Source organism: Streptomyces sp. SS8, from assembly GCF_054072955.1.
Window position 1 is genome coordinate 131,421 of record NZ_JBSVCZ010000010.1, and the last position, 17,851, is coordinate 149,271.

General features: G+C 70.5%; 16 protein-coding genes. 4 read left to right on the plus strand and 12 right to left on the minus strand.

All coding sequences use genetic code 11. From position 1 onward, the window contains the following. The first annotated feature begins 49 nt into the window (after window positions 1–49). Window positions 50–556, plus strand: a complete 507-nt coding sequence (locus tag ACW69E_RS12520) for a GNAT family N-acetyltransferase (protein WP_457498261.1) — start codon at window positions 50–52, stop codon at window positions 554–556. A gap of 28 nt (window positions 557–584) precedes the next feature. On the opposite strand, the gene ACW69E_RS12525 is transcribed toward ACW69E_RS12520, so the two are convergent. The 5 genes from ACW69E_RS12525 to ACW69E_RS12545 all read right to left on the minus strand — a co-directional run bounded on the left by ACW69E_RS12525 (window position 585) and on the right by ACW69E_RS12545 (window position 3,192). After that, window positions 585–1,112, minus strand: a complete 528-nt coding sequence (locus tag ACW69E_RS12525; protein WP_457498262.1) for a DinB family protein — start codon at window positions 1,110–1,112, stop codon at window positions 585–587. Between the two features lie 71 nt (window positions 1,113–1,183). Next, entirely contained in the window at window positions 1,184–1,654 is a 471-nt protein-coding gene (locus ACW69E_RS12530; RefSeq protein ID WP_457498263.1) for a DUF5959 family protein, read from the minus strand. 100 nt (window positions 1,655–1,754) lie between these two features. After that, window positions 1,755–2,024, minus strand: a complete 270-nt coding sequence (locus ACW69E_RS12535; RefSeq protein WP_457498264.1) for a hypothetical protein — start codon at window positions 2,022–2,024, stop codon at window positions 1,755–1,757. Between the two features lie 479 nt (window positions 2,025–2,503). Beyond that, window positions 2,504–2,890 (minus strand): VOC family protein, encoded by a 387-nt coding sequence (locus ACW69E_RS12540; protein WP_457498265.1) that lies wholly within the window; start codon window positions 2,888–2,890, stop codon window positions 2,504–2,506. Continuing rightward, window positions 2,887–3,192, minus strand: a complete 306-nt coding sequence (locus ACW69E_RS12545; RefSeq protein WP_457498266.1) for an ArsR/SmtB family transcription factor — start codon at window positions 3,190–3,192, stop codon at window positions 2,887–2,889. Before ACW69E_RS12545 ends, ACW69E_RS12540 begins: the two co-directional genes overlap by 4 nt. A 296-nt stretch (window positions 3,193–3,488) precedes the next feature. On the opposite strand from ACW69E_RS12545, the gene ACW69E_RS12550 reads away from it, so the two are divergent. Continuing rightward, on the plus strand, window positions 3,489–4,052 hold the full coding sequence (locus ACW69E_RS12550) for a hypothetical protein (RefSeq protein ID WP_457498267.1): 564 nt from the start codon (window positions 3,489–3,491) through the stop codon (window positions 4,050–4,052). A gap of 154 nt (window positions 4,053–4,206) precedes the next feature. On the opposite strand, the gene ACW69E_RS12555 is transcribed toward ACW69E_RS12550, so the two are convergent. Then, a complete protein-coding gene (locus tag ACW69E_RS12555; protein WP_457498268.1) occupies window positions 4,207–4,875 on the minus strand; it encodes a class I SAM-dependent methyltransferase in 669 nt (222 codons plus the stop codon). Between the two features lie 94 nt (window positions 4,876–4,969). Here ACW69E_RS12555 and ACW69E_RS12560 point away from each other — a divergent pair, with 94 nt between their 5' ends. Together ACW69E_RS12560 and ACW69E_RS12565 are read left to right on the plus strand one after the other, a co-directional pair. Continuing rightward, the gene (locus tag ACW69E_RS12560) at window positions 4,970–5,695 is read left to right on the plus strand and encodes a CBS domain-containing protein (RefSeq protein ID WP_457498269.1); all 726 of its coding nucleotides are present in this window, start codon (window positions 4,970–4,972) and stop codon (window positions 5,693–5,695) included. Window positions 5,696–6,290: 595 nt separating this feature from the next. Further along, window positions 6,291–7,691 (plus strand): alpha/beta hydrolase, encoded by a 1,401-nt coding sequence (locus ACW69E_RS12565; RefSeq protein WP_457498270.1) that lies wholly within the window; start codon window positions 6,291–6,293, stop codon window positions 7,689–7,691. 189 nt (window positions 7,692–7,880) lie between these two features. On the opposite strand, the gene ACW69E_RS12570 is transcribed toward ACW69E_RS12565, so the two are convergent. The 6 genes from ACW69E_RS12570 to ACW69E_RS12595 form a co-directional block, all read right to left on the minus strand. Next, on the minus strand, window positions 7,881–9,503 hold the full coding sequence (locus ACW69E_RS12570) for an outer membrane protein assembly factor BamB family protein (RefSeq protein ID WP_457498271.1): 1,623 nt from the start codon (window positions 9,501–9,503) through the stop codon (window positions 7,881–7,883). A gap of 183 nt (window positions 9,504–9,686) precedes the next feature. Then, a complete protein-coding gene (locus ACW69E_RS12575) occupies window positions 9,687–11,198 on the minus strand; it encodes a membrane-associated oxidoreductase (protein WP_457498272.1) in 1,512 nt (503 codons plus the stop codon). A gap of 90 nt (window positions 11,199–11,288) precedes the next feature. Continuing rightward, on the minus strand, window positions 11,289–13,133 hold the full coding sequence (locus ACW69E_RS12580; RefSeq protein WP_457498273.1) for an AMP-dependent synthetase/ligase: 1,845 nt from the start codon (window positions 13,131–13,133) through the stop codon (window positions 11,289–11,291). 298 nt (window positions 13,134–13,431) lie between these two features. Continuing rightward, a complete protein-coding gene (locus tag ACW69E_RS12585; RefSeq protein ID WP_457498274.1) occupies window positions 13,432–14,823 on the minus strand; it encodes a carbohydrate-binding protein in 1,392 nt (463 codons plus the stop codon). Between the two features lie 161 nt (window positions 14,824–14,984). Beyond that, on the minus strand, window positions 14,985–16,415 hold the full coding sequence (locus ACW69E_RS12590; RefSeq protein WP_457498275.1) for a hypothetical protein: 1,431 nt from the start codon (window positions 16,413–16,415) through the stop codon (window positions 14,985–14,987). A 436-nt stretch (window positions 16,416–16,851) separates the two neighbouring features. Beyond that, window positions 16,852–17,826, minus strand: coding sequence for a LysR substrate-binding domain-containing protein (locus ACW69E_RS12595; RefSeq protein WP_457498276.1), 975 nt, complete (start codon window positions 17,824–17,826; stop codon window positions 16,852–16,854). Between the last annotated feature and the right edge of the window lie 25 nt (window positions 17,827–17,851).

Consider the following 17,851-nt stretch of genomic DNA (forward strand, 5'->3'; position numbering starts at 1 on the left):
TGCCGGGGTGTTCGCCGGCGCCTTCCGGTGTGCCGTGGAGAATGCGTGCATGTCCATCCGAGCTGTGCGCCTGAACGAGCTGCCCGTCCTCCAGGACATCGAGAGGGCCGCCGGGCAGTGCTTCCGGGACATCGGCATGCCGGAGATCGCCGAGGACGAGCCGCTCTCGCTCGGTGAGCTCGCCCGCTACCACCATGCCGGGCTGGCCTGGGTCGTGGCCAACGGCGCCGATGTCCCGGTCGCATACCTGATCGCCGACCGTGTCGACGGCAACCTCCACGTCGAGCAGGTCTCGGTGCATCCGGACAGCGCGCGCCGCGGTGTCGGCCGGTCGCTGCTGGAGCATCTGGCGGCACACGCCACGAGCGAGGGCGCACCCGCTCTGACTCTCACCACGTTCGCCCAGGTCCCGTGGAACGCCCCTTATTACGCACGCTGCGGTTTCCAGACCATGGACGACACCGGGCTCGCTCCCGGTCTGCGGAAGATCCGCGAGCGCGAAGCGGCCCACGGCCTGGACCGGTGGCCGCGGGTCTGTATGCGCCGGGCACTGTGACAACACAGCGGTGCCGGCGCGGGTTCGCTCAGGGGCCGGTGGTGCCGTCTATGCGTTCCCGCAGCAGGTCCGCGTGGCCGTTGTGGCGTGCGTACTCCTCGATCAGGTGGACCAGGATCCAGCGCAGCGATACCTCCTCGCTGCCCAGGTGCGCGGCCTCCTGCTCCGAGAGCCTGCCGGTCGCCTCCAGTGAGGCGCCGGCGGTCAGTTCGCGCCCCCGTGCGACCTCGGCGCGCCAGGCGGCCAGCGCCTCGTCGATGCCGCGCTCCGGGACGAGCCCGAAGCCGTCTCGGCCCGCGTCCGGGTGGACCGGTGGCACGTCGAGACTGGCGAACACCCGCTGGAACCAGTTGCGTTCGATCTCCGCCAGGTGCTGGACCAGGCCCAGCAGTGTCATCTGCGACGGCTCCAGCGGTGCGGTGCGAAGGCTGTGGTCGTCCAGCCCCGAGCACTTCAGCACCAGGGTCTCCCGGTGGAAGTCCAACCAGCCCTCCAGCATGGTGCGTTCGTCGGCGCGCGGTGGCGGGACGGTGCGCTCGTGCGGTGTCGTGGTCATGTGTTTCCTCTCCTCGGTGTCCTCCGGAAGATCATCCCCGAAACGGGGCCGACGCCGTCCGGACCGGATGGTTACCGCGCACGGTCGGGGCTCCAGTCGTAGGCTCCCGGAGCCGTCTCGACGACTTCGCGGGGCCAGGCCAGCCGTACCTGTTCCAGACGCTCCCGGTGCTCAGCGATCCAGTCTCCCCGGGGCCGGACGCCCAGGACCGTCGTAAGGCGGTCCGGGTCGCTGATCTGGATCGACAGCAGGCCGTCCTCGTGCACATGGATGTCGAGGCTCAGGCCGCGGCCCGAGTCGATGCCGGCTGTCCGGCCCGGCCCCAGGCTGGACAGCTGCTGCTCCCAGGAGTCCAGGTCACGCTGCGAGAGGTGAAGGTCGAGTCGGGCGTCGACGAAGCTCGCGGAGGCGAGCACGTCCGCGCGCAAGATGTCGTGGCCGATCAGAATGCCCGGCCGGAACCGCCCCGTGATACGCACGACGCAGCGGTTCCCGTCCGGATCGGCGAGGTGGATCAGGTCCGTCGGAGCTGGTTCCGTCACCAAGCCGCTCGCTTTCGTATGCCGACGTGGGCTGCACTGTCTTTCCGAACCAAGGGAGCCCGCTGGTGGACCATGATGGGGTGTCGGATCTCCTCGTAGGTCAGTTCCGGTTGACGAGTTGCAGGGCAGCGACCACCTCAATTACAAGGCCGGTGAACATATATCCCGCGCCCAGGAGCCGGGCTAGACTGGTCGGCGACATCAACATGCGTGAGCGAAAAGGAGATGCGTTGATCCAGATTTTGGCTATTCGCTCGCCCAGTCCTCTGTAATTGACGGCGAGCGTGAAACCCGTCAAGAGGAAGACCAAGCCGGAAATCCCGGTGAAGAAGAAAGGGAACAAGCCGGGATCGCCTGTCTGAACTGCCAACCTCATCAAAACCGTCCAAAACGATAGCGTTCGAAGTTGGGGCAGACTTCCGCCCCAGCCTTGTGTCACCTGCGGGGTGGCCAGATGCTATCAAGTGATGGGCCGGTAGGTTTTGGTGCTGAAATCAAGGTCTGATGTGGTGTTTCTTCGATCCTTTCGGAGCTGGCGCGCTGACCGTCAGCCCGCCACCCGGGTCTCGGCGAACGGACAGGCGATGGACAGTACGTCGCCGGCCCGGAAGTCCACATCCTCTGCCATGGGGCCAGATTAGGGCGTGATCAGGTGAGGTCGGGGTCCGTTCCGGGGCGACCCCTGGTGCCCGGACGTGAATCCGTCGGCAGTCCCCGCTGCGCGGCCCATGCGCTGTGCCGCCGCCTTGCCCGCGCCGTGCGTCCGAACCTGACGGCGGGACGGTGGATCGCGGCGGTTGCCTCGTCGAGAGGGCGGGCTTGGGGCCTGGAAGGGCGCGGGCCGGTGCCTCACGCGCTGTGCGCGATCTGAATCAGGTTGCCGCAGGTGTCGTCCAGGACCGCGGTGGTGATCGCGCCCATCTCCAGCGGCTCCTGGGTGAAGCGCACCCCGAGCCCGCGCAGCCGGTCGAACTCCGCCCGTACGTCGTCCACGGCGAAGGAGGCAGCAGAGATGCCGTCCTCGGCCAGTGCCGTCCTGTACGGCCGCACCGCGGGATGGCCGGAGGGTTCGAGCAGCAGCTCGGTTCCGTCGGGATCCTCCGGCGAGACCACGGTCAGCCACCGGTCCGTACCCAGCGGGACGTCGTGCTTCTTCACGAAGCCCAGCACGTCGGTGTAGAAGCGCAGGGCTTTGTCCTGGTCGTCGACGAAGACGCTGGTGAGGTGGATCCTCATGGTTTGCTCTCTGGGGTGTCGGGCCTGAGCCATCGGGTCACGATGAGCTCAAGGGGTTCGGTGTTCAGGTCGTGGAACTTGTAGCGGCCCTGGCGCCGTGAAACGACCAGGCCGGCGGACTCCAGTACGGCCAGGTGCTGGCTGATCGCCTGGCGGGACAGCCCCAGACCGTGTTTGGTCGCCAGCCGTGCGCAAATCTCGAAGAGGGTCTGGCCGTCCCGTTCCACCAGCTCATCGAGGATGCGCCGGCGGGTGGGGTCGGCCAGTGCCTTGAAGAGGTCCTCCGCCACGACCAACACCATAGGCAAGTGGGTACTTGCCTATCAAGGGGCGTGCCGCCTCGTCTGGTCGAAGAGGCGGGCCCCGCTGGTTCGACCCGTTTTCGTGTGCCGACGTGGGCCGCATCGCCTCCTATCGTGGGACGGGCGGCGCATCCGGGCCCCGGCCCGGAGAACCACGCATCCGGAGCCAAGCCGGCGCCTGCGGGCAGCCGTCGGTCACGTCCGATCGGGCGCGTGAGCGGGCGGAAGAACGACGGTGAGCCAATCTGTGTTCGCATCGACTGAACCAAGAAATCTCAAAAAGAAACCGGAGCGGTGTGAAATTGGCAGCGAGAAAACCGGCACTGGTCGGTTCGGCGTTAGTGGCGCTGGCCTTCAACGTCGCGTCCTGTGACGATTCACCTTCCGGTGATGCGGGTGATTTCGTCAGAAACCCGGTCGCCTTGATAGAACCTCCCGGTGGCGCCCGATTGGAGCGCGACACCCCGGATCCCGACCCTCCCTACAGGATCGAAGGAGTCCACGCATCGCTCGTGGACGACGCCTCGTACGTCGGCGAGCGATGCGGAGAGAGGAAGGTTCGGGAGGCAACGGGGGCGGGGCCTGTCGTGCTCATGTTGAAAGGTGAGGAGTCTGTTGAAAGCTCCTACTCCGCCTATGGTCAGATAAGTCGGAAAACCTTCGATGAAGGATTCGAAGTTCAGAGCAGAGAGATCGTCATGGCCGCCTCCTACGAGGTGCCGGGTGGGAAGTTCGGCCGTCTCACGGCGACTCCCCTTTATGACGTATACAGGTACTGGGCGAACGGTGGCGAGGATCGGCGCATTTCGGGGACCGCCGCGATTCCCGTGGGGTACTGCTACGTCAGGAGTGCTTCCTGAGAGTCAGAAACCCCTCAACCTCGCGTTTCAGGGCGGGCGACGCGCCGGCCTCAGCACCCGGCGCGAGCGCGAACTGCTCGCCGCCCTCGGCTGACAGCCGGGGAGCACCCGGACGGACGGCAGCGGAAGGCGCCGGGCGGCGGGGCCCGGCGCCTCAGCCGGGGCGCCTTGCCATGACGACCACGCCCGGACCGGTCTGCTCCTCGGCGGGCAGGCGGAGCTCGGCGACCGGAAGCAGGCCGGCCCGCTCGATCAGCTCCACGAGCTGCTCCGGTCGCCACTGGTGTGTCGTCCAGCGGACGGGCACGCCTCCGTAGGCCTCGGTGCGCGCGATGTCCTCATCGCCGACGTGTGTCGCCGTGATGAGGTGTCCGCCCGGCTTCAGGGCGCGCGCGAACATGGCGAGGACCTGGGGAAGGACGTCGCGGGGAAGGTTGAACAGCGACCACCAGCCGAGCACGCCGCCCAGGGACGCCTCACCGAGTTCGAGCTCGGTGGCGGAGGCGACGTCGAAGCGGCAGTGCGGGTAGAGGCGGCGCGCGTTCTCGATCATGCGGGGGGAGAGGTCGACCCCGGACACCTCGAGTCCGCGTTCGGCGAGGTAGGCGGTCACCGTTCCGGGGCCGCAGCCGACGTCGAGGACGGGCCCGAGGCCGTGCACGGTGTCGGCGAAGGCGTCGATCGAGGCCTTGAGCCAGGGATGGGTGCGGATGTCGCCGCATCCCGTCGTCCGGACCATGTGAACGTAGTTGTCGGCCACTCGGTCGTAGGACTCACGGACCGTGTCGAGATCGGCCGGGCGGTCGATGGGGTGTAAGCGCATCGACCGAGGATAGGACAGCCTTCCCTGGTCACGGGACCGTCGGCCTCCCCGTCGGGCCGAACGGCACTGGCCGCCGGAGCGGCGCGGTGTTGTCATGGGGAGGGAGGACGGCGACGGCGCGGACCGGCCGGCGAAGATGCGGCCGCCCCGCCGCGACGCGGAGGAGGCCGATGCCATGCTGTACCGCCACACGGTCGGTGACGTGATGACCGAGGACGTGGTCACCTTCCGCCCCGACACACCGCTGTCGGAGGTCGCCGCCCTGCTGGACGCCAACGACATCGTCGCGGCCCCGGTTGTCGACGACGACGGCGCCCCCGTCGGCGTCGTCTCCGCCTCCGACGTGCTGCGGCACGAGACCGGCATGCCCGATCCGCAGGGTCAGGACGGGGACGACGAGCGCTCCTGGGGCAAAGCCCGGGCCCGGACCGCGGGCGCGCTCATGAGCAGCCCCGTCTTCACCGCCCGCGCCGACTGGACGATCCCCCGGGTCGCGCGGGAACTGCGCAGGCGGCACGTCAAGCAGCTGCCGGTGGTCGATGACGACGGGCTCCTGGCCGGCATCGTCACCCGCAGCGACCTGCTCGACGTCTTCGTCCGCTCCGACGCCGAGATCCGCGAAGAGGTCGAGCAGGACGTCCTGGGGGACATCCTCGACCTGGACGAGGACGCCGTCGCGGTCGAGGTCCGGGACGGGGTCGTCACCCTTCGGGGGGACGTCCCGGAACCGCGTCTCGTCCCGGTGGTCGTGGGCCTGTGCCAGGGCATCGACGGGGTCGCGGGGGTGGAGGCCCACCTCGCCGCCGCCCGGACGGGCTGAGAGGGCGGTTCGTGAGGTGATGTCCGTTTCCGTATGGGGGTTATGCCAGGGGCGCTGGTCGTAGCGGTGGCCATTGCTTCCTGGTGAAGCTGCCCGGGTCGGCTTCGGTTAGGACGCCGGGTTCGGCCAGGCGTTTCAGCTTGGCACGGGTTCCTTTGATATCGAGTATCTGCCCTGGTGGCCGCCGCGTGGGGTGCGTTGCCGGTCCGGGCCTGTCCGAACCTGATTTTGGTATCAACCGAGTTGCGTTGATTCCTGAGATCGCAACACAGCGCCGCGGGGGCGTGGGCGCAGCTCCTGATGGGCGCTAGGCCCCGGGTGCGCCCTATAGGTGGCAATGGGCGGGGATTGTGGATAGAGCCACCCATCACACCGTTTCACCGCCCAGGCCGCAAAAATAGCGAGATAGGGAAAGTGTTCGAAGGTGACGCTCGGGTCACGATGGAATGAGTGATCTTGCTCGACTCTTGCGCAGCGGTATACGGTCCCGGAGCGCCAGGTAAACGATCATGGTCGGTTCAGGGCTTATTTGACTTGCGCATCATGTATTCCGCCGCTCGAATGACGTAAGCGAAACATTCTAGTGATACGCCACATGAATTACGCCAAAGCCGCCCGCTGGTTCGCCGGCGCGGCGGCTTTGGCCGCCGTCCTGGTCACGGGCCTCTTCCTGTATCAGCCCAAGGAGGATCAAGCCGGCGCCAAGCAATCGGTGACGCCGAAGCCGTCGACGCCTCAAGCGTGTGCGGGCAAAACCGTTCGCTGCCACCTACTCTCCACTGGGATATGGGCGGTGATCTACGCGCCCCTTCCCGATACGGAGGCCCCGCACGCCTCAGCCACCTTGAAGTCCAAAGAACAGGACGGGCTGGTCTTCTGGGATCCCGGAGGCCCGGGACTCCGCCCTCTCGAAGTGGGAATCACACGGTCACTTCTTCCTTCGTGGCTGAAGAACGAGACCGTGGCGATGTTCGTCGAGCCGTGGGCTGTCCATGAAGTCAGCCCGGACTGCCTCGACGTCCTGACGAAGGTATCGGGTGGTGGCGAGCTTTCCGAGCGGCAGGTGAAGGAATGGCCTGATCAGTTCAGGGGCTCCTGTGCTCTCGATCTTCACCGCCTCGATCGCGCGGAGTACGAGGAATCCTTCAAAGAGCTGAGCGAGAAGGAAGGCAGGATAGCCGGTGTCTACGCACAGTCGTTCGGCGCGGTCCGGGCAAGTGCTGTAATGCCCGAGTTGAAGCGCACCGGCGGCTGGGCGGTTATGGATGCACCTGCCCCGCCGCCAGGAACGCACGCGACCACACTCATGGTCGAGCGAAGCCTTGCTGTGGAAGAAGGCTTGCAGGACGTCATGGGGTGCACAGGTGACGATGCGACCGCCGACTGCCGGAAAGCTCTGCACCGGACGCTGCGCGAAATGGGTAGCGACAACACGACTCCGACTGGTCTCGGAGGCGGTGTCGAGCAGTATGAGCGGATGACCGCTCTGTTCTCACTCTCCAATAATATGGAGAGCAACAGAAAGCCCCTCCGCGAAATCTTGACGAACTGGCCTGAGTTGAGTGCGACCGACCAGGAGGTCGTAAAGTCGGGAAGCTACGCTTTCACCCGACGTCACGGAGACGGTCAAGTCCTGCCGGATTTCGTTGGATACATCGCCAATATCTGTCCAGCATACGACGGTTGGGGGGCAGGGGCGGGCTCGCAGGAGAGGAATCCGCTCGGGGCGGCAATGGCGCGTATGCATTACCCATGCTCGGCAATGCCAAGTGATGCAGAAGGATCTGCGTGGACGCTTCCAAAGCCAGAGGATGTGCCGAGGCTGCTTCTGCTCGAAAATCCCCAGGATCCCGTCACTCCGCAGAGTGCGGCGGACGCATGGGGTGAGAAGTATCCTGGCGCTGATCGTTTCGAATACGATTACCTGGGGCACACGAAAGCACCCGACAAGCTCAGCCAGAAGATTTCGGCTTGGCTCGCAGGGGCAGGCAACTGAGCCGGATGGATCGGAGGGCGCCCTCGGCCATTGGCCTCGATCTTTCGTGAGGGTCCGCCGGCGGGTCGTCCCGGCCGTAAGTAGGTCTTCGGCCGGGGTCGTGGCGCACACGAGCGGCCCCGTGCTCCTCCCGTGGAGAAGCACGGGACACGGGGCCGCCGGGGTGGAGCGGGGCCCGGAAGCGCCGGGTCAGCGGAACGCCAGTATGCCGCCCTTGTTGAGCCCGGCATCGTCGTAGTACATGTGTCTCACCAGGAAGAGCCCTCCGTCCTGCCAGTACGGGCGGCCGCTGCCGGTGGCCGGGATGCTGCGCTGCGCGTCCTCCTCCTCCGCGGGCAGTTCCATGTACGGGGTCGCCTCGCCCGTCTCGGGGTCGATCAGCGTGAGCACCCCCGCCTTGGCCATCGGGTACGTTTCGTAGCTCATCAGCTTGCCGTCGTGCATCGTCAGCGGACTGGCGAGGCGTTCCCCGGTGGGTTCGGAGCGCCACTTCGGCTTGCCGTCGGACAGGTTGAACGCCTCGATGTCGGCGGTGACGCCGTTCTCGCCGGCGATCAGGTACGTCTGCAGGTAGAGGGCGTCGTTCGCCTTGTCGACGACGACGTTGAAGCAGCCGGCCAGGGTGATGCCCTCGCAGGTGAACCGGTAACGCTTCTCGGGGATGGTGATCTTCGACCGCGCTTTGCCCTTGTCGTCCAGGATCATGATGTCGGTGATCTCGATGGAGTCGCCGGCCCGGACGCCGAACGCCGGAGGATCGACCGAGTAGATGTGGACGATCTCGGTTTCCCCGGGAGCTTTCCACTCCCAGCCCTTGCCGCCGTCCTCCTCGACCAGTTGGAGTGATTGCTTCTGCCCGTAGTCGCACTCGACCTTCGCGATGAGCCGCGGGCCACCGACGTAGGACGTGTCGCCGCAGTCGGAGTTCTCCTCCGTCTCCCACAGGCGCTTGCCGGTGTCCAGGTCGTAACCGACGGCGTTGCCGTTCCAGGCCGCGGCGACGGTACCGCCGCTGAGCGCCATCTCGGTGGAACCGAACTCGTTCATGTCCGAGTCCTCGCTGGGCAGGTCCTTGCGCCACAGCTCCTTGCCCCGGACGAGGTCGATCGCCATGACCTTCTCGCACCTGCGACCCCACTGCAGTGCGGCCTTGCCGTCCGAAGCGTGGGGAGTGGCAGCGCATTTGGGACCGCGGGTCAGATCGATGCTCCAGGCCTCCTCGCCGGTCTCCATGTCGTAGGCGGTGACGGCGTCGAACGACGCGTTGACGAGATTCCCGCCGGCGAACCAGGTGCCGTGGCTCTCGAAGACCAACTTGTCCAGGTCGGGCAGTTCCGCGGGGCCCACCTTCCAGGCCAGCTCGGCGCGGCCCTTGCGCTCGGTGCCGCCCCCCTTCTCCCCGGCGCCGCCCCCCTTCCCGGCCTCGGCGCTGTCGCCGGTGTCCGCGTTCTTCCGGGCGGTCTTCTCGCCTTCGTCCCCGGTCAGGAACCACACTCCGCCACCGGCGAGGAGCAGGACCGCCACGACCGCGGCGACGATCGCCAGGACCTTGCCCTTCCCGCCGCCACCGCCGGCCGGTGGCTGACCCCCCGCGCCGGGCGCGGGCTGCTGCGGGTACTGCCCGTAGCCGCCGTACCCGTATCCGTACTGCCCGTGGGGCGGTACCCCCGGCTGCGGGGGCCCTGCGGGCGGCTGCTGCTGCGGTGGCTGTTGCGGCGGCGCGGGGTACTGCGGGTAGCCGTAGGAGGGCGGGGGCTCCTGCGGCGGGCCGAAACCCTGCGAGGGCGGCTGGTTGAACGGCGGCTGCGACATGGGCCTCTCGGTCACGCACGGGCCGGCTGCCCGGTCCCCCGCACCTTCGCGGGACGGAGCCGATCGGAAGCGGTCCACCGCTTCTCGACCTGGAACACCGGCGGTTGAAGTCGAACTCTTTCTACCACCCGTCCCGCCAGGGCCTGTTGGGGGAGCGGCCCCGGCCGATCGGCGCGGGCGCGATCACTGGCGGCTGAGGGCGCGGGTGATGCCCGCCGCGGTCGTCGTGGCCAGGATCCAGCCGGTGACGACGAGCAGATACGCCAGCCACTGGTACGCGCCCTCGGGCGCGAAGGCGGCCTCCTGGCCGAAGCCGATGACCGGCAGCAGCAGGTCGAGGGTGTAGAAGAGGGGGTTGAAGTCGGGGGCCTCGTCGGCCTTGAGCGGGCGGGGGTGCTCCCCGGCGAAGACCAGCGTGCCGGCGAGCAGCAGCATCAACAGCCAGCCGGCCGCCCGCATCGGGCGGAAGCCGTAACCGACGGTCACGTCCTGGAGATACCCCCAGGACCTGGCGTACGGGGGCAGGGAGCGGCGGTGGCGGCGCAGTTTGGCGAGCTGCACGGTGCGGGCGCCCGCCTCGTCGCCCGCGGTGCGGTACGCGGTGGCCAACTGCTCGTACGAGTACGGAAGATGGCCGTTCTCCTCGCGTTCCAGCAGCGGCAGCCGCCGCTCGGCGGGCATATGCGGGGTCAGCCGCCGGTAGGTGAGCCCGTCGAGCCTGACCTGTTCGGGCCACACCTCCGGGGCGGCTTCCAGCAGATCGAGCCGGGCGCCACGCAGGTTCACGGCCCCCTGCACCGGGGCCGTGCCGCGCAGCCACAGTTCGCCGATGGTGCTGACGCTGGCCCGCAGCGCCTGCCCGGCGGGGTTGGAGAGCCGCGCGGAGCTCAGGACGAGTTGGCGGGGGATCGTGGCGCCGCTGAGGTTGACCATGCCGCGGGCGCGCAGCCGGGCGGCGCGCAGATCGGTGCCGACCGACAGGGTCTCGGCCTCCAGCGCGAGGCCGCCCGGGTCGTGGAGTTCGGCGTCGTCGAGGTTCACCAGTCCGCCGACGGTGGCGCCGTCCATCCGCACCCGGCCGTGTGCGGTGAGCCCTGTCGCCCAGACGTCGGTGCCGACCGTCGCGTGGTTGAGCTGGAGGACAGGTTCCGGCCGTTCCCCGGAGTCCTCCCGGCCCGGGCCCGGTGACGGGTCGCCCTGTGCTCCGGGGGCGCCCAGCACCGCGCCGTCGAGGAAGAGCGCCCCGGACAGCTGTGCCCCCGCCAGCCGTACGGGACCGGTGACCCGGCAGCCGGTCATCCGCAGCACGATGTCGACGCGGAGGGTCCCGGCGGTGAGGCCGGGGAGCACCGAGTCGGTCAGGACGAGGGCGCGGACCTGCGCCCCGTAGAGGTTCGGCGGCCGCTCGAAGTGGCAGGACCGCAGCCGTACGGCGGGCTCGACCGTCCCGTACATGAGGTCCAGTCGGCCGGTGACGCGCGCGCCGGTCAGCTTCAGGCCGGGCACCTCGCCGCCGGTGGTAGGGCCGTCGAGCAGCAGTGCCCGCAACACCTCGGCGCGGATCGTGCGCCCGGGGCCCCACGAGGCACCGTCCGCCGGGTCGTCGTCCGCGTTCTCGCGCAGGTCGACGCCCTTGTTGAGCGGAAAGGCCCGCCACACGCGGAGTTCGGCCGGGGTGAGGTCGGTGATCTCCACCCGGCGGATGCTGCCGTGGTTCCGCCGGGGGCGTCAACTCCGTTTGTGCACACAGGTATTCGAGGTCACGGTGTGGCTCGGGCGCAGGGCTCAGGAGGCGTAGAGGGCCTCGATCTCCGCCTCGTACATCTTCGTGATCGCCGCCCGCCGCATCTTCAGCGACGGCGTGACCAGCCCCTCCCGCATGCTGAACTCCGCCGGCAGGATCCGGAAGGCCCGGATGGACTCCGCGCGCGACACCGCGTTGTTCGCCTGGGACACCGCCCGCTGGACCTCCGCGTGCAGCTCCTCGTCGCGCAGCACCTCCCGGGGCGACAGCGGCTCCCGCCCGCGCAGCCGGAACCAGTGCTCCAGCGCATCGGGGTCGAGGGTGACCAGCGCCGCGACGTAGGGGCGGTCGTCGCCGACGACCAGGCACTGGGAGATCAGAGGATGGGCGCGGACGCGGTCCTCCAGCACCTGCGGGGCGACGCTCTTGCCGCCGCTGGTGACGATGATGTCCTTCTTGCGCCCGGTGATGACCAGATAGCCCTCGTCGTCCAGGTGGCCGACGTCTCCGGTGGCGAACCAGCCGTCGCGCAGCACCCTGGCGGTCGCCTCGGGGTCGTTGAGGTAGCCGGCGAAGACGACGTCGCCGTGCACCCAGATCTCCCCGTCGCGGGCGATGTGGATCGAGTGGCCCGGCATCGGGCGGCCCACCGTGCCGAACTTGACGCGGCCCATCGGCTGGCCGGTCACCGCCGCGGTGGTCTCGGTCAGCCCGTAGCCGTCGTAGACCGTGATCCCGGCGCCGGCGAAGATCAGGCCGAGCTCGCGGCGCAGCGTGGAGCCGCCCGAGACCGCGTACCGCACCCGCCCGCCCAGTACCGCCCGCAGCTTCCGGTACACGGTGCGCTCGAAGACCGCGTGCGAGGCCCTGAGCACCGCACCGGGGCCGGGGCCCGTGCCGGCGTCGCGCCGCTCCACGGCCTCGGCGTAACGCACCGCGACATCCATCGCCCGGTCGAACACATCGCCCTTGCCCGCCTCCAGGGCGGCCTGCCTCGCCTTGCGGTAGATCTTCTCGAAGACGTAGGGCACGGCGAAGACGAACGTCGGTCTGAAGGACGCGAGCGCGGGCAGCAGCTCGGCGGGCGCGATCTCGGGCTGGTGGCCCAGCAGTACGCCGTTGCGGACGCAGAAGACCTGCACCATCAGGCCGTAGATGTGGGACAGCGGCAGGAAGGCGAGGATGGCGGGCCGATCGCCCTGCGCGGCGATGAGCCCGGGCCAGCCGGCGAGCAGGATGTCGCACTCGGCCGCGAGGTTGGCGTGGGTGATCACGCAGCCCTTGGGGCGGCCGGTGGTGCCGGAGGTGTAGGTGACGGCGGCGACCGAGCGCGGTGTCACCGCCAGGCGGTGGCGGTCCACCAGATCCTCGGGGACGCCGCGCCCCAGCTCGGTCAGCTCCCGCACGCAGCCGGTGTCGAGCTGCCAGATGCGGCGCAGAGACGGCGCCGCGTCGCACACCGAGCCCACCGTCATGGCGTGCTCCTCGTGCTCGACGACGACCGCCACCACCTGCGCGTCGGCCAGGATCCAGCGCACCTGCTCGGCGGAGGAGGTGGGATAGACGGGTACGACCTGGGCGCCGATCGTCCACAGCGCGTAGCTGAACAGCGTCCACTCGTAACGGGTGCGGGCCATCACCGCGACCCGGTCGTCGAACCGTATGCCGTCGGCCAGCAGGCCCTTGGCAAGGGCCCTCACCTCGTCGCGGAAGGCGGCGGCGGTGACGGTGGCCCACTCACCACCCGCCCGATCACCGCCCGCGGGGGCCTGGCGGCGGGCGAGCTGCGCGAAGGACGGGTCACGTTCGGCCAGTTCGTGGACCGAGTCCGCCAGCCCTCCCTTCCGCATCGGCTCCACCACGGGCGGAAGAGTGAAATCGCGCACGGCACCCCCATCACCGAACCTCCGCCGCATCGCGTTCCGGGCGGCAGGGGGCGAAAAATACCGATGAACGCACCCGTTGCCCAGGGCTTGATCAGAACCGTTCCTCTGTGCGACTCCTCCGGGCCCGTACGGTCCATCGGGGCGGGGCCGGACATCGCGACGGCGCGCGGGGCACGGCAGCGGCCGGAGGGCGCTCCCCCCATGGGGCGCCCTCCGGCCTCGTGCCGCCCGCGCACCCGGGCGGCACGCGGTGGTGGTCAGGAACGGAACCGGACTCCGGCTCGGGTCGGGACGGTGCTCACACCCGCTGCCACAGCGCCGGGGTGTTCGGCGGCTCCCAGCCCGGCTGTGCCTGGTGGGCCTGGAGGCAGCGGTAGGTCGCGCCCCCGTAGGTCACCCGGTCGCCGGCCGAGTAGACGGCGCCGGCCTGCCAGGTGCCGCCGCCCGGCGGGTCGGTGGGCGGGTCGGTGGGGTCGGGGCCGGGGCCGCCGCCGGTGGTCTTCAGCGTCAGGCCGTAGGCGGAGAGGATCTCGTTAAGCGGCTGGTAGTAGGTGGTGCCGCCGGAGGAGCAGTTGCCGGAGCCGCCGGAGGTGACACCCTGGGCCTGGTTGCCGGAGATGTAGGAGCCGCCGGAGTCGCCGGGCTCGGCGCACACGGTGGTCCGGGTCACGCCGGTGATGGTGCCCTCGGGGTAGGTGACACTGGTGTTGTGCTGCTGGATGGTGCCGCAGTGCCAGCCGGTGGTGGAACCGGAGCGGCACACGGAGGCGCCGACGGTGGCCTGGGTGGAGCCGGCGACCTGGACGCTGCCGCTGGAGGTCTTCACGTACGGGGTGGCGGTCCAGTTGGAGTTGGCCGCGACCCAGGCGTAGTCGTTGCCGGGGAAGGACGAGCCCTGGAAGGTCCCCAGCGCCACCTGGTTGTAGCCCGAGACGCTGGTTCCGGTACGGCCGCAGTGGCCGGCGGTGGCGAAGCCCTGCTGGCTGCCCTTGGTGACGGGGAAGCCGACCGAGCAGCGTCCGCCGCCGCCCATGTAGTACGCGTCGCCGCCGCGCAGGTCGTACAGCGGACGGGGCCGCTCGGCGGACTTCACCACGCGCACCGGGCCGCCGTCCAAGTCCAGGCCCGCCGCCTCGGCGAAGGCGCGGGCCTTGCCGGTGTCGGAGGCGCGGACGACGACGGAGTTGGTCCTGACGTCGACGTACCACACCGGCGCGGCGGTGGTGGCGTTCTTCCGGGCGGCCCGGTCCAGCGCGGCCTTGGCGGCGTCGAGCTCGGCCAGGGTGTGCTCGACGACCCTCGCCCGGGCGCCCTGAGCGGTGATCGCGCGGGTCTCGGAGGCGTCGGTGGTGGCGACGGTGAGGGTCGCGGAGTCGTCGCCCGCCACCCAGGCGCCGGCGAAGTCGCCGCCGAGCGCCAGGCGCAGTTTCCCGGCGGCCTCTCCGGCCCTGCTCTCGTTCACCAGCCGGTCCTTGGCCTGGCCGGCGGTGAGGCCGAGATCGCGCTGCATGGCCTTGAGCAGGCCGGGCGGTACGGAGGACAGGGCGGACGAGGCGGGGTGGGCGTCCGCCGACTGCGGGGCGGAAGCGGCGGGATCGGCCGTCGCGGTGCCCGGCAGCAGCCCGGTCAGGACGAGTGCGCCGGCCGCCACGGCGGCCGCGCACGCGCCTGCGACGCGTCTGTGGAGCATGTGGTTCTCCTCGGTTTCGTCGGGGTGACCGAAACCGTAGACGCGGACGCGGTGGGGGGAGGAGCTGTCAACTCTCCTCCCCCCACCGCGTTATGGAAGCCGCCGTACCTCGTGTGACCTGCGGGTTCCGTCGCGTCGCAGTGCGCGGGTCAGTGCACGGATCAGCGCTTGCCCGCCGGGGCGAGGTGGTCCAGGGACGTGGTCAGGGCCTTGCGCCGCCCGTTCTTGGCCGGGGCCGAGACCACCTCGAGCCGCTCGAGCGCGTCCAGGGCGCGACGGGCGGCCGTACGGGAGAGGGAGAAGCGCTGCTGCACATAGACCATGCTGGCGTTCTGCTCGGTGACGACGGCCTGTGCGATCTCGCGGAGCGTCCCGGCGTCCATCCCGGCGGCCTCCGCCTCCAGGGCGAACGGGCCGCCGGCGGGCTCGGCGCCGGATTCGGCCGGTCCGGGCTCCGCGGGCGGCTCGGCGGCCGCGGCAGGTGCCTGGGGGGCTTCGGTCTCCTCGGGCGAGGAAGCCGCCTGCTTCACGATGCGCGCGGCGGGCGCCTCGGCCTTCTCGTCCTCGGCCGGCCCGGACCCAGGGGCGGTTTCGTCGGCGTCCCCGGCCTCCCGCGTGGAGGCGTCGGTGGCCGCGGACGGCACGGCCTCGTCGGCATCCTCGGCAGCCGGCTTCGGCTCCGCTTCCGGCTCCGGCGTGCGGGGCGCCGGGGTCTCGGCCGCGGGGGCGGCGGGAGCCCGGGCGGGTTCTCCGGCGTCTCCGGCGTCTTGCGTGGAGGCGTCGGCGGCTGCGGGCGCCTCGGCGGGTGCGGACGGCGGCTCGTCGACGGAGGGGGATTCCAAAGCCGCGGCCTCAGCGCCGTCGGTCTCCTCGGCAGCCACGGTGGCCGTGGCCACCGTGGCTGCCCCCTCGGCCCGGGGAGCGGGGATCTCGGCGGGGGTTTCGGCCTCCGGGGCGGGCGCCTCGGCCTTCACCGCCTCCGCCGTGGGGGAGGCCGGCTCGTCGGCACGCGGCTCCGGCGCCCCGGGCGCTCCGGTCTCCGGCTCCGGGGAGTCGTCGTCCCGCGCCTGCGGTTCCCGTGTGCTGTGCTCGGGCTCCGGCGTGGGGGAAGCCGAATCCCGGCTCTCCTCCAGGTCCTCCTCCCGGCTCTCCTCCCGGCTCTCCTCCAGGTCCGACCGGTCGGACCGCTCCGGCCGAGGGGCGGAGTCAGCGGGATCGGAGAAGAACAGACCGCCCACCGAAAGCCGTTCCGGAGCGGTCTCCTCCACGGAGACCGTCTCCACCAGGACGGAACCGGAGACGCTCCCCTTCTCCTCCTCGCGGCGTTCCGCCTCCTGCCGCGGCTCGGCCCCCGGCTCGGTCAGCGGTTCCGCCTCGGCGCGGACGGCAGCCGCGTCCTCCTCCGTCTTCGTCCCCTCGGTACCGCTCTGCGCGGCGGTCCGCTCACCGGCCGCCGGGGCGCGGCGGCTCAGCAGGACACCGGCCCCCGCCGCGACGAGGAGGACGGCACCGCCCGCCAGGAGCGGCACGGAGCCGCGAACGGCCCCGAGGCCGAGGAGGAGCAGGCCGACCAGGCCCAGGGCCGCGAGCACGGGCGCGGCCGCCTTCGTACGTTTCTTCCCGGCAGGACGCGGAGCACCCTCCTGCGGGGCCGGCGCCTCCGCGGCGGTCCGGCCCGCTCCTCGGCAGCTTCGGTCTTCGCTCTCGTGGTGGCCGATGACCCCGTCGGTCACCGGCGCCCGCTGCTCGCAGACCGGGCATGTATCGCGACGCATTCAGCCCCCTTGTGGCACTTCCCAGGACGACGGACTGTAGCGGACCGGGGGATGCCACCGTGGGGGTGGTACCGGCACTCCGCATCCGTCCGGGCGTACGCCCCGACCAGCGGCCCGCCGATCGCCGCGCAACTCCGTTCTGCTACGGGACCCTTGGCGGCGGGGCCGGACGGGCCGCCGAGCCACCCGCCGGAGGCTCCGGCGTGTCGCGCGGTGCCGTCCCGTCCGATCTCATCCGATCGTCATCCCGCGTTCATCCGACCCCCGCCGGGGAAGTCGCGCCGAACCCGGGGTGGTCGGCCAGCCACCGGGTGTAACTGGCGCTGCGGGCGGCGGCCTCGGTGTGCGCCGCGCGGGCCTGGGCGACCACCGGTCCCGCGACGCCCGCCGCGGGCGAGCCCGGATGCCAGCCGACCAGATGCCGCCAGCGCAGCGGAGCCCCGGCCAGCGGTCGGGTCACCACGCCCGGAGCCGGCGGGAACGTAGCCCGGCACAGCCCCACCGCCCGCCCCACCTGCACCAGATGGACACACGAGGCGGTGTCGGTCTCGTAGACGCGGGCGGGGGTGAACCCGGCGCGGGCGCAGACGGCGGCGAAGCAGTCCGCGAAGCAGCCGTCCCCCGGCACGTCGGCCCATGACTCCCCGGCCAGCCCGGCCAGTTCCACCTCGCGCCGTTCGGCCAGCGGATGGTCCCGGCCCAGCATCACGAACACCGGGTCGACGGCGATCTCCCGCCACACCAGCCGGTCCGCCGCCGGCGGCGGGCTCTCCCCGCAGGCGCCGACCAGGGCGAAGTCCACCCGCCCCTCGACCACCAGCGCGGCGATCTCCCGTTCCGACCAGGAGGTGCGCGTGGTCACCGCCACCTGCGGGTGGGACTCCGCCAGCCGGTCCACCAGGCCGCCCAGCAGCGGCCCGTGCGTACCGCCGAGCCGGAAGCGCGGCATGCCCTCCCACGCCCGCGCGAACCGTACGGCCTCCTCCTGGAGTTCACGCACCGCGGGCAGCAGCACACAGGCGCGGTCCAGCACCAGTTCGCCCAGCGCGGTCGGCCGGACCCCGAACCGGCCGCGGGTGAACAGCGCCCCGCCCAGGGCGCGTTCGATCCGCTTGAGCTGTGCGCTGAGGGCCGGCTGGGCCAGGCCCAGTGCCGTGGCCGCCCGGGTGAGACTGCCCGCGTCCGCGATCGCCCGGATCGTCTTCAGGTGCCGCAGTTCCAGGTCCATGCCCGACAGCTTGGGCCGCCCGGTA

Coding starts and splice junctions, on each gene's coding strand:
- ACW69E_RS12520 (WP_457498261.1), top strand. CDS start 50: ATGTCCATCCGAGCTGTGCGCCTGAACGAGCTGCCCGTCCTCCAGGAC.
- ACW69E_RS12525 (WP_457498262.1), bottom strand. CDS start 1,112: ATGACCACGACACCGCACGAGCGCACCGTCCCGCCACCGCGCGCCGAC.
- ACW69E_RS12540 (WP_457498265.1), bottom strand. CDS start 2,890: ATGAGGATCCACCTCACCAGCGTCTTCGTCGACGACCAGGACAAAGCC.
- ACW69E_RS12545 (WP_457498266.1), bottom strand. CDS start 3,192: ATGGTGTTGGTCGTGGCGGAGGACCTCTTCAAGGCACTGGCCGACCCC.
- ACW69E_RS12555 (WP_457498268.1), bottom strand. CDS start 4,875: ATGCGCTTACACCCCATCGACCGCCCGGCCGATCTCGACACGGTCCGT.
- ACW69E_RS12560 (WP_457498269.1), top strand. CDS start 4,970: ATGGGGAGGGAGGACGGCGACGGCGCGGACCGGCCGGCGAAGATGCGG.
- ACW69E_RS12565 (WP_457498270.1), top strand. CDS start 6,291: ATGAATTACGCCAAAGCCGCCCGCTGGTTCGCCGGCGCGGCGGCTTTG.
- ACW69E_RS12570 (WP_457498271.1), bottom strand. CDS start 9,503: ATGTCGCAGCCGCCGTTCAACCAGCCGCCCTCGCAGGGTTTCGGCCCG.
- ACW69E_RS12585 (WP_457498274.1), bottom strand. CDS start 14,823: ATGCTCCACAGACGCGTCGCAGGCGCGTGCGCGGCCGCCGTGGCGGCC.
- ACW69E_RS12595 (WP_457498276.1), bottom strand. CDS start 17,826: ATGGACCTGGAACTGCGGCACCTGAAGACGATCCGGGCGATCGCGGAC.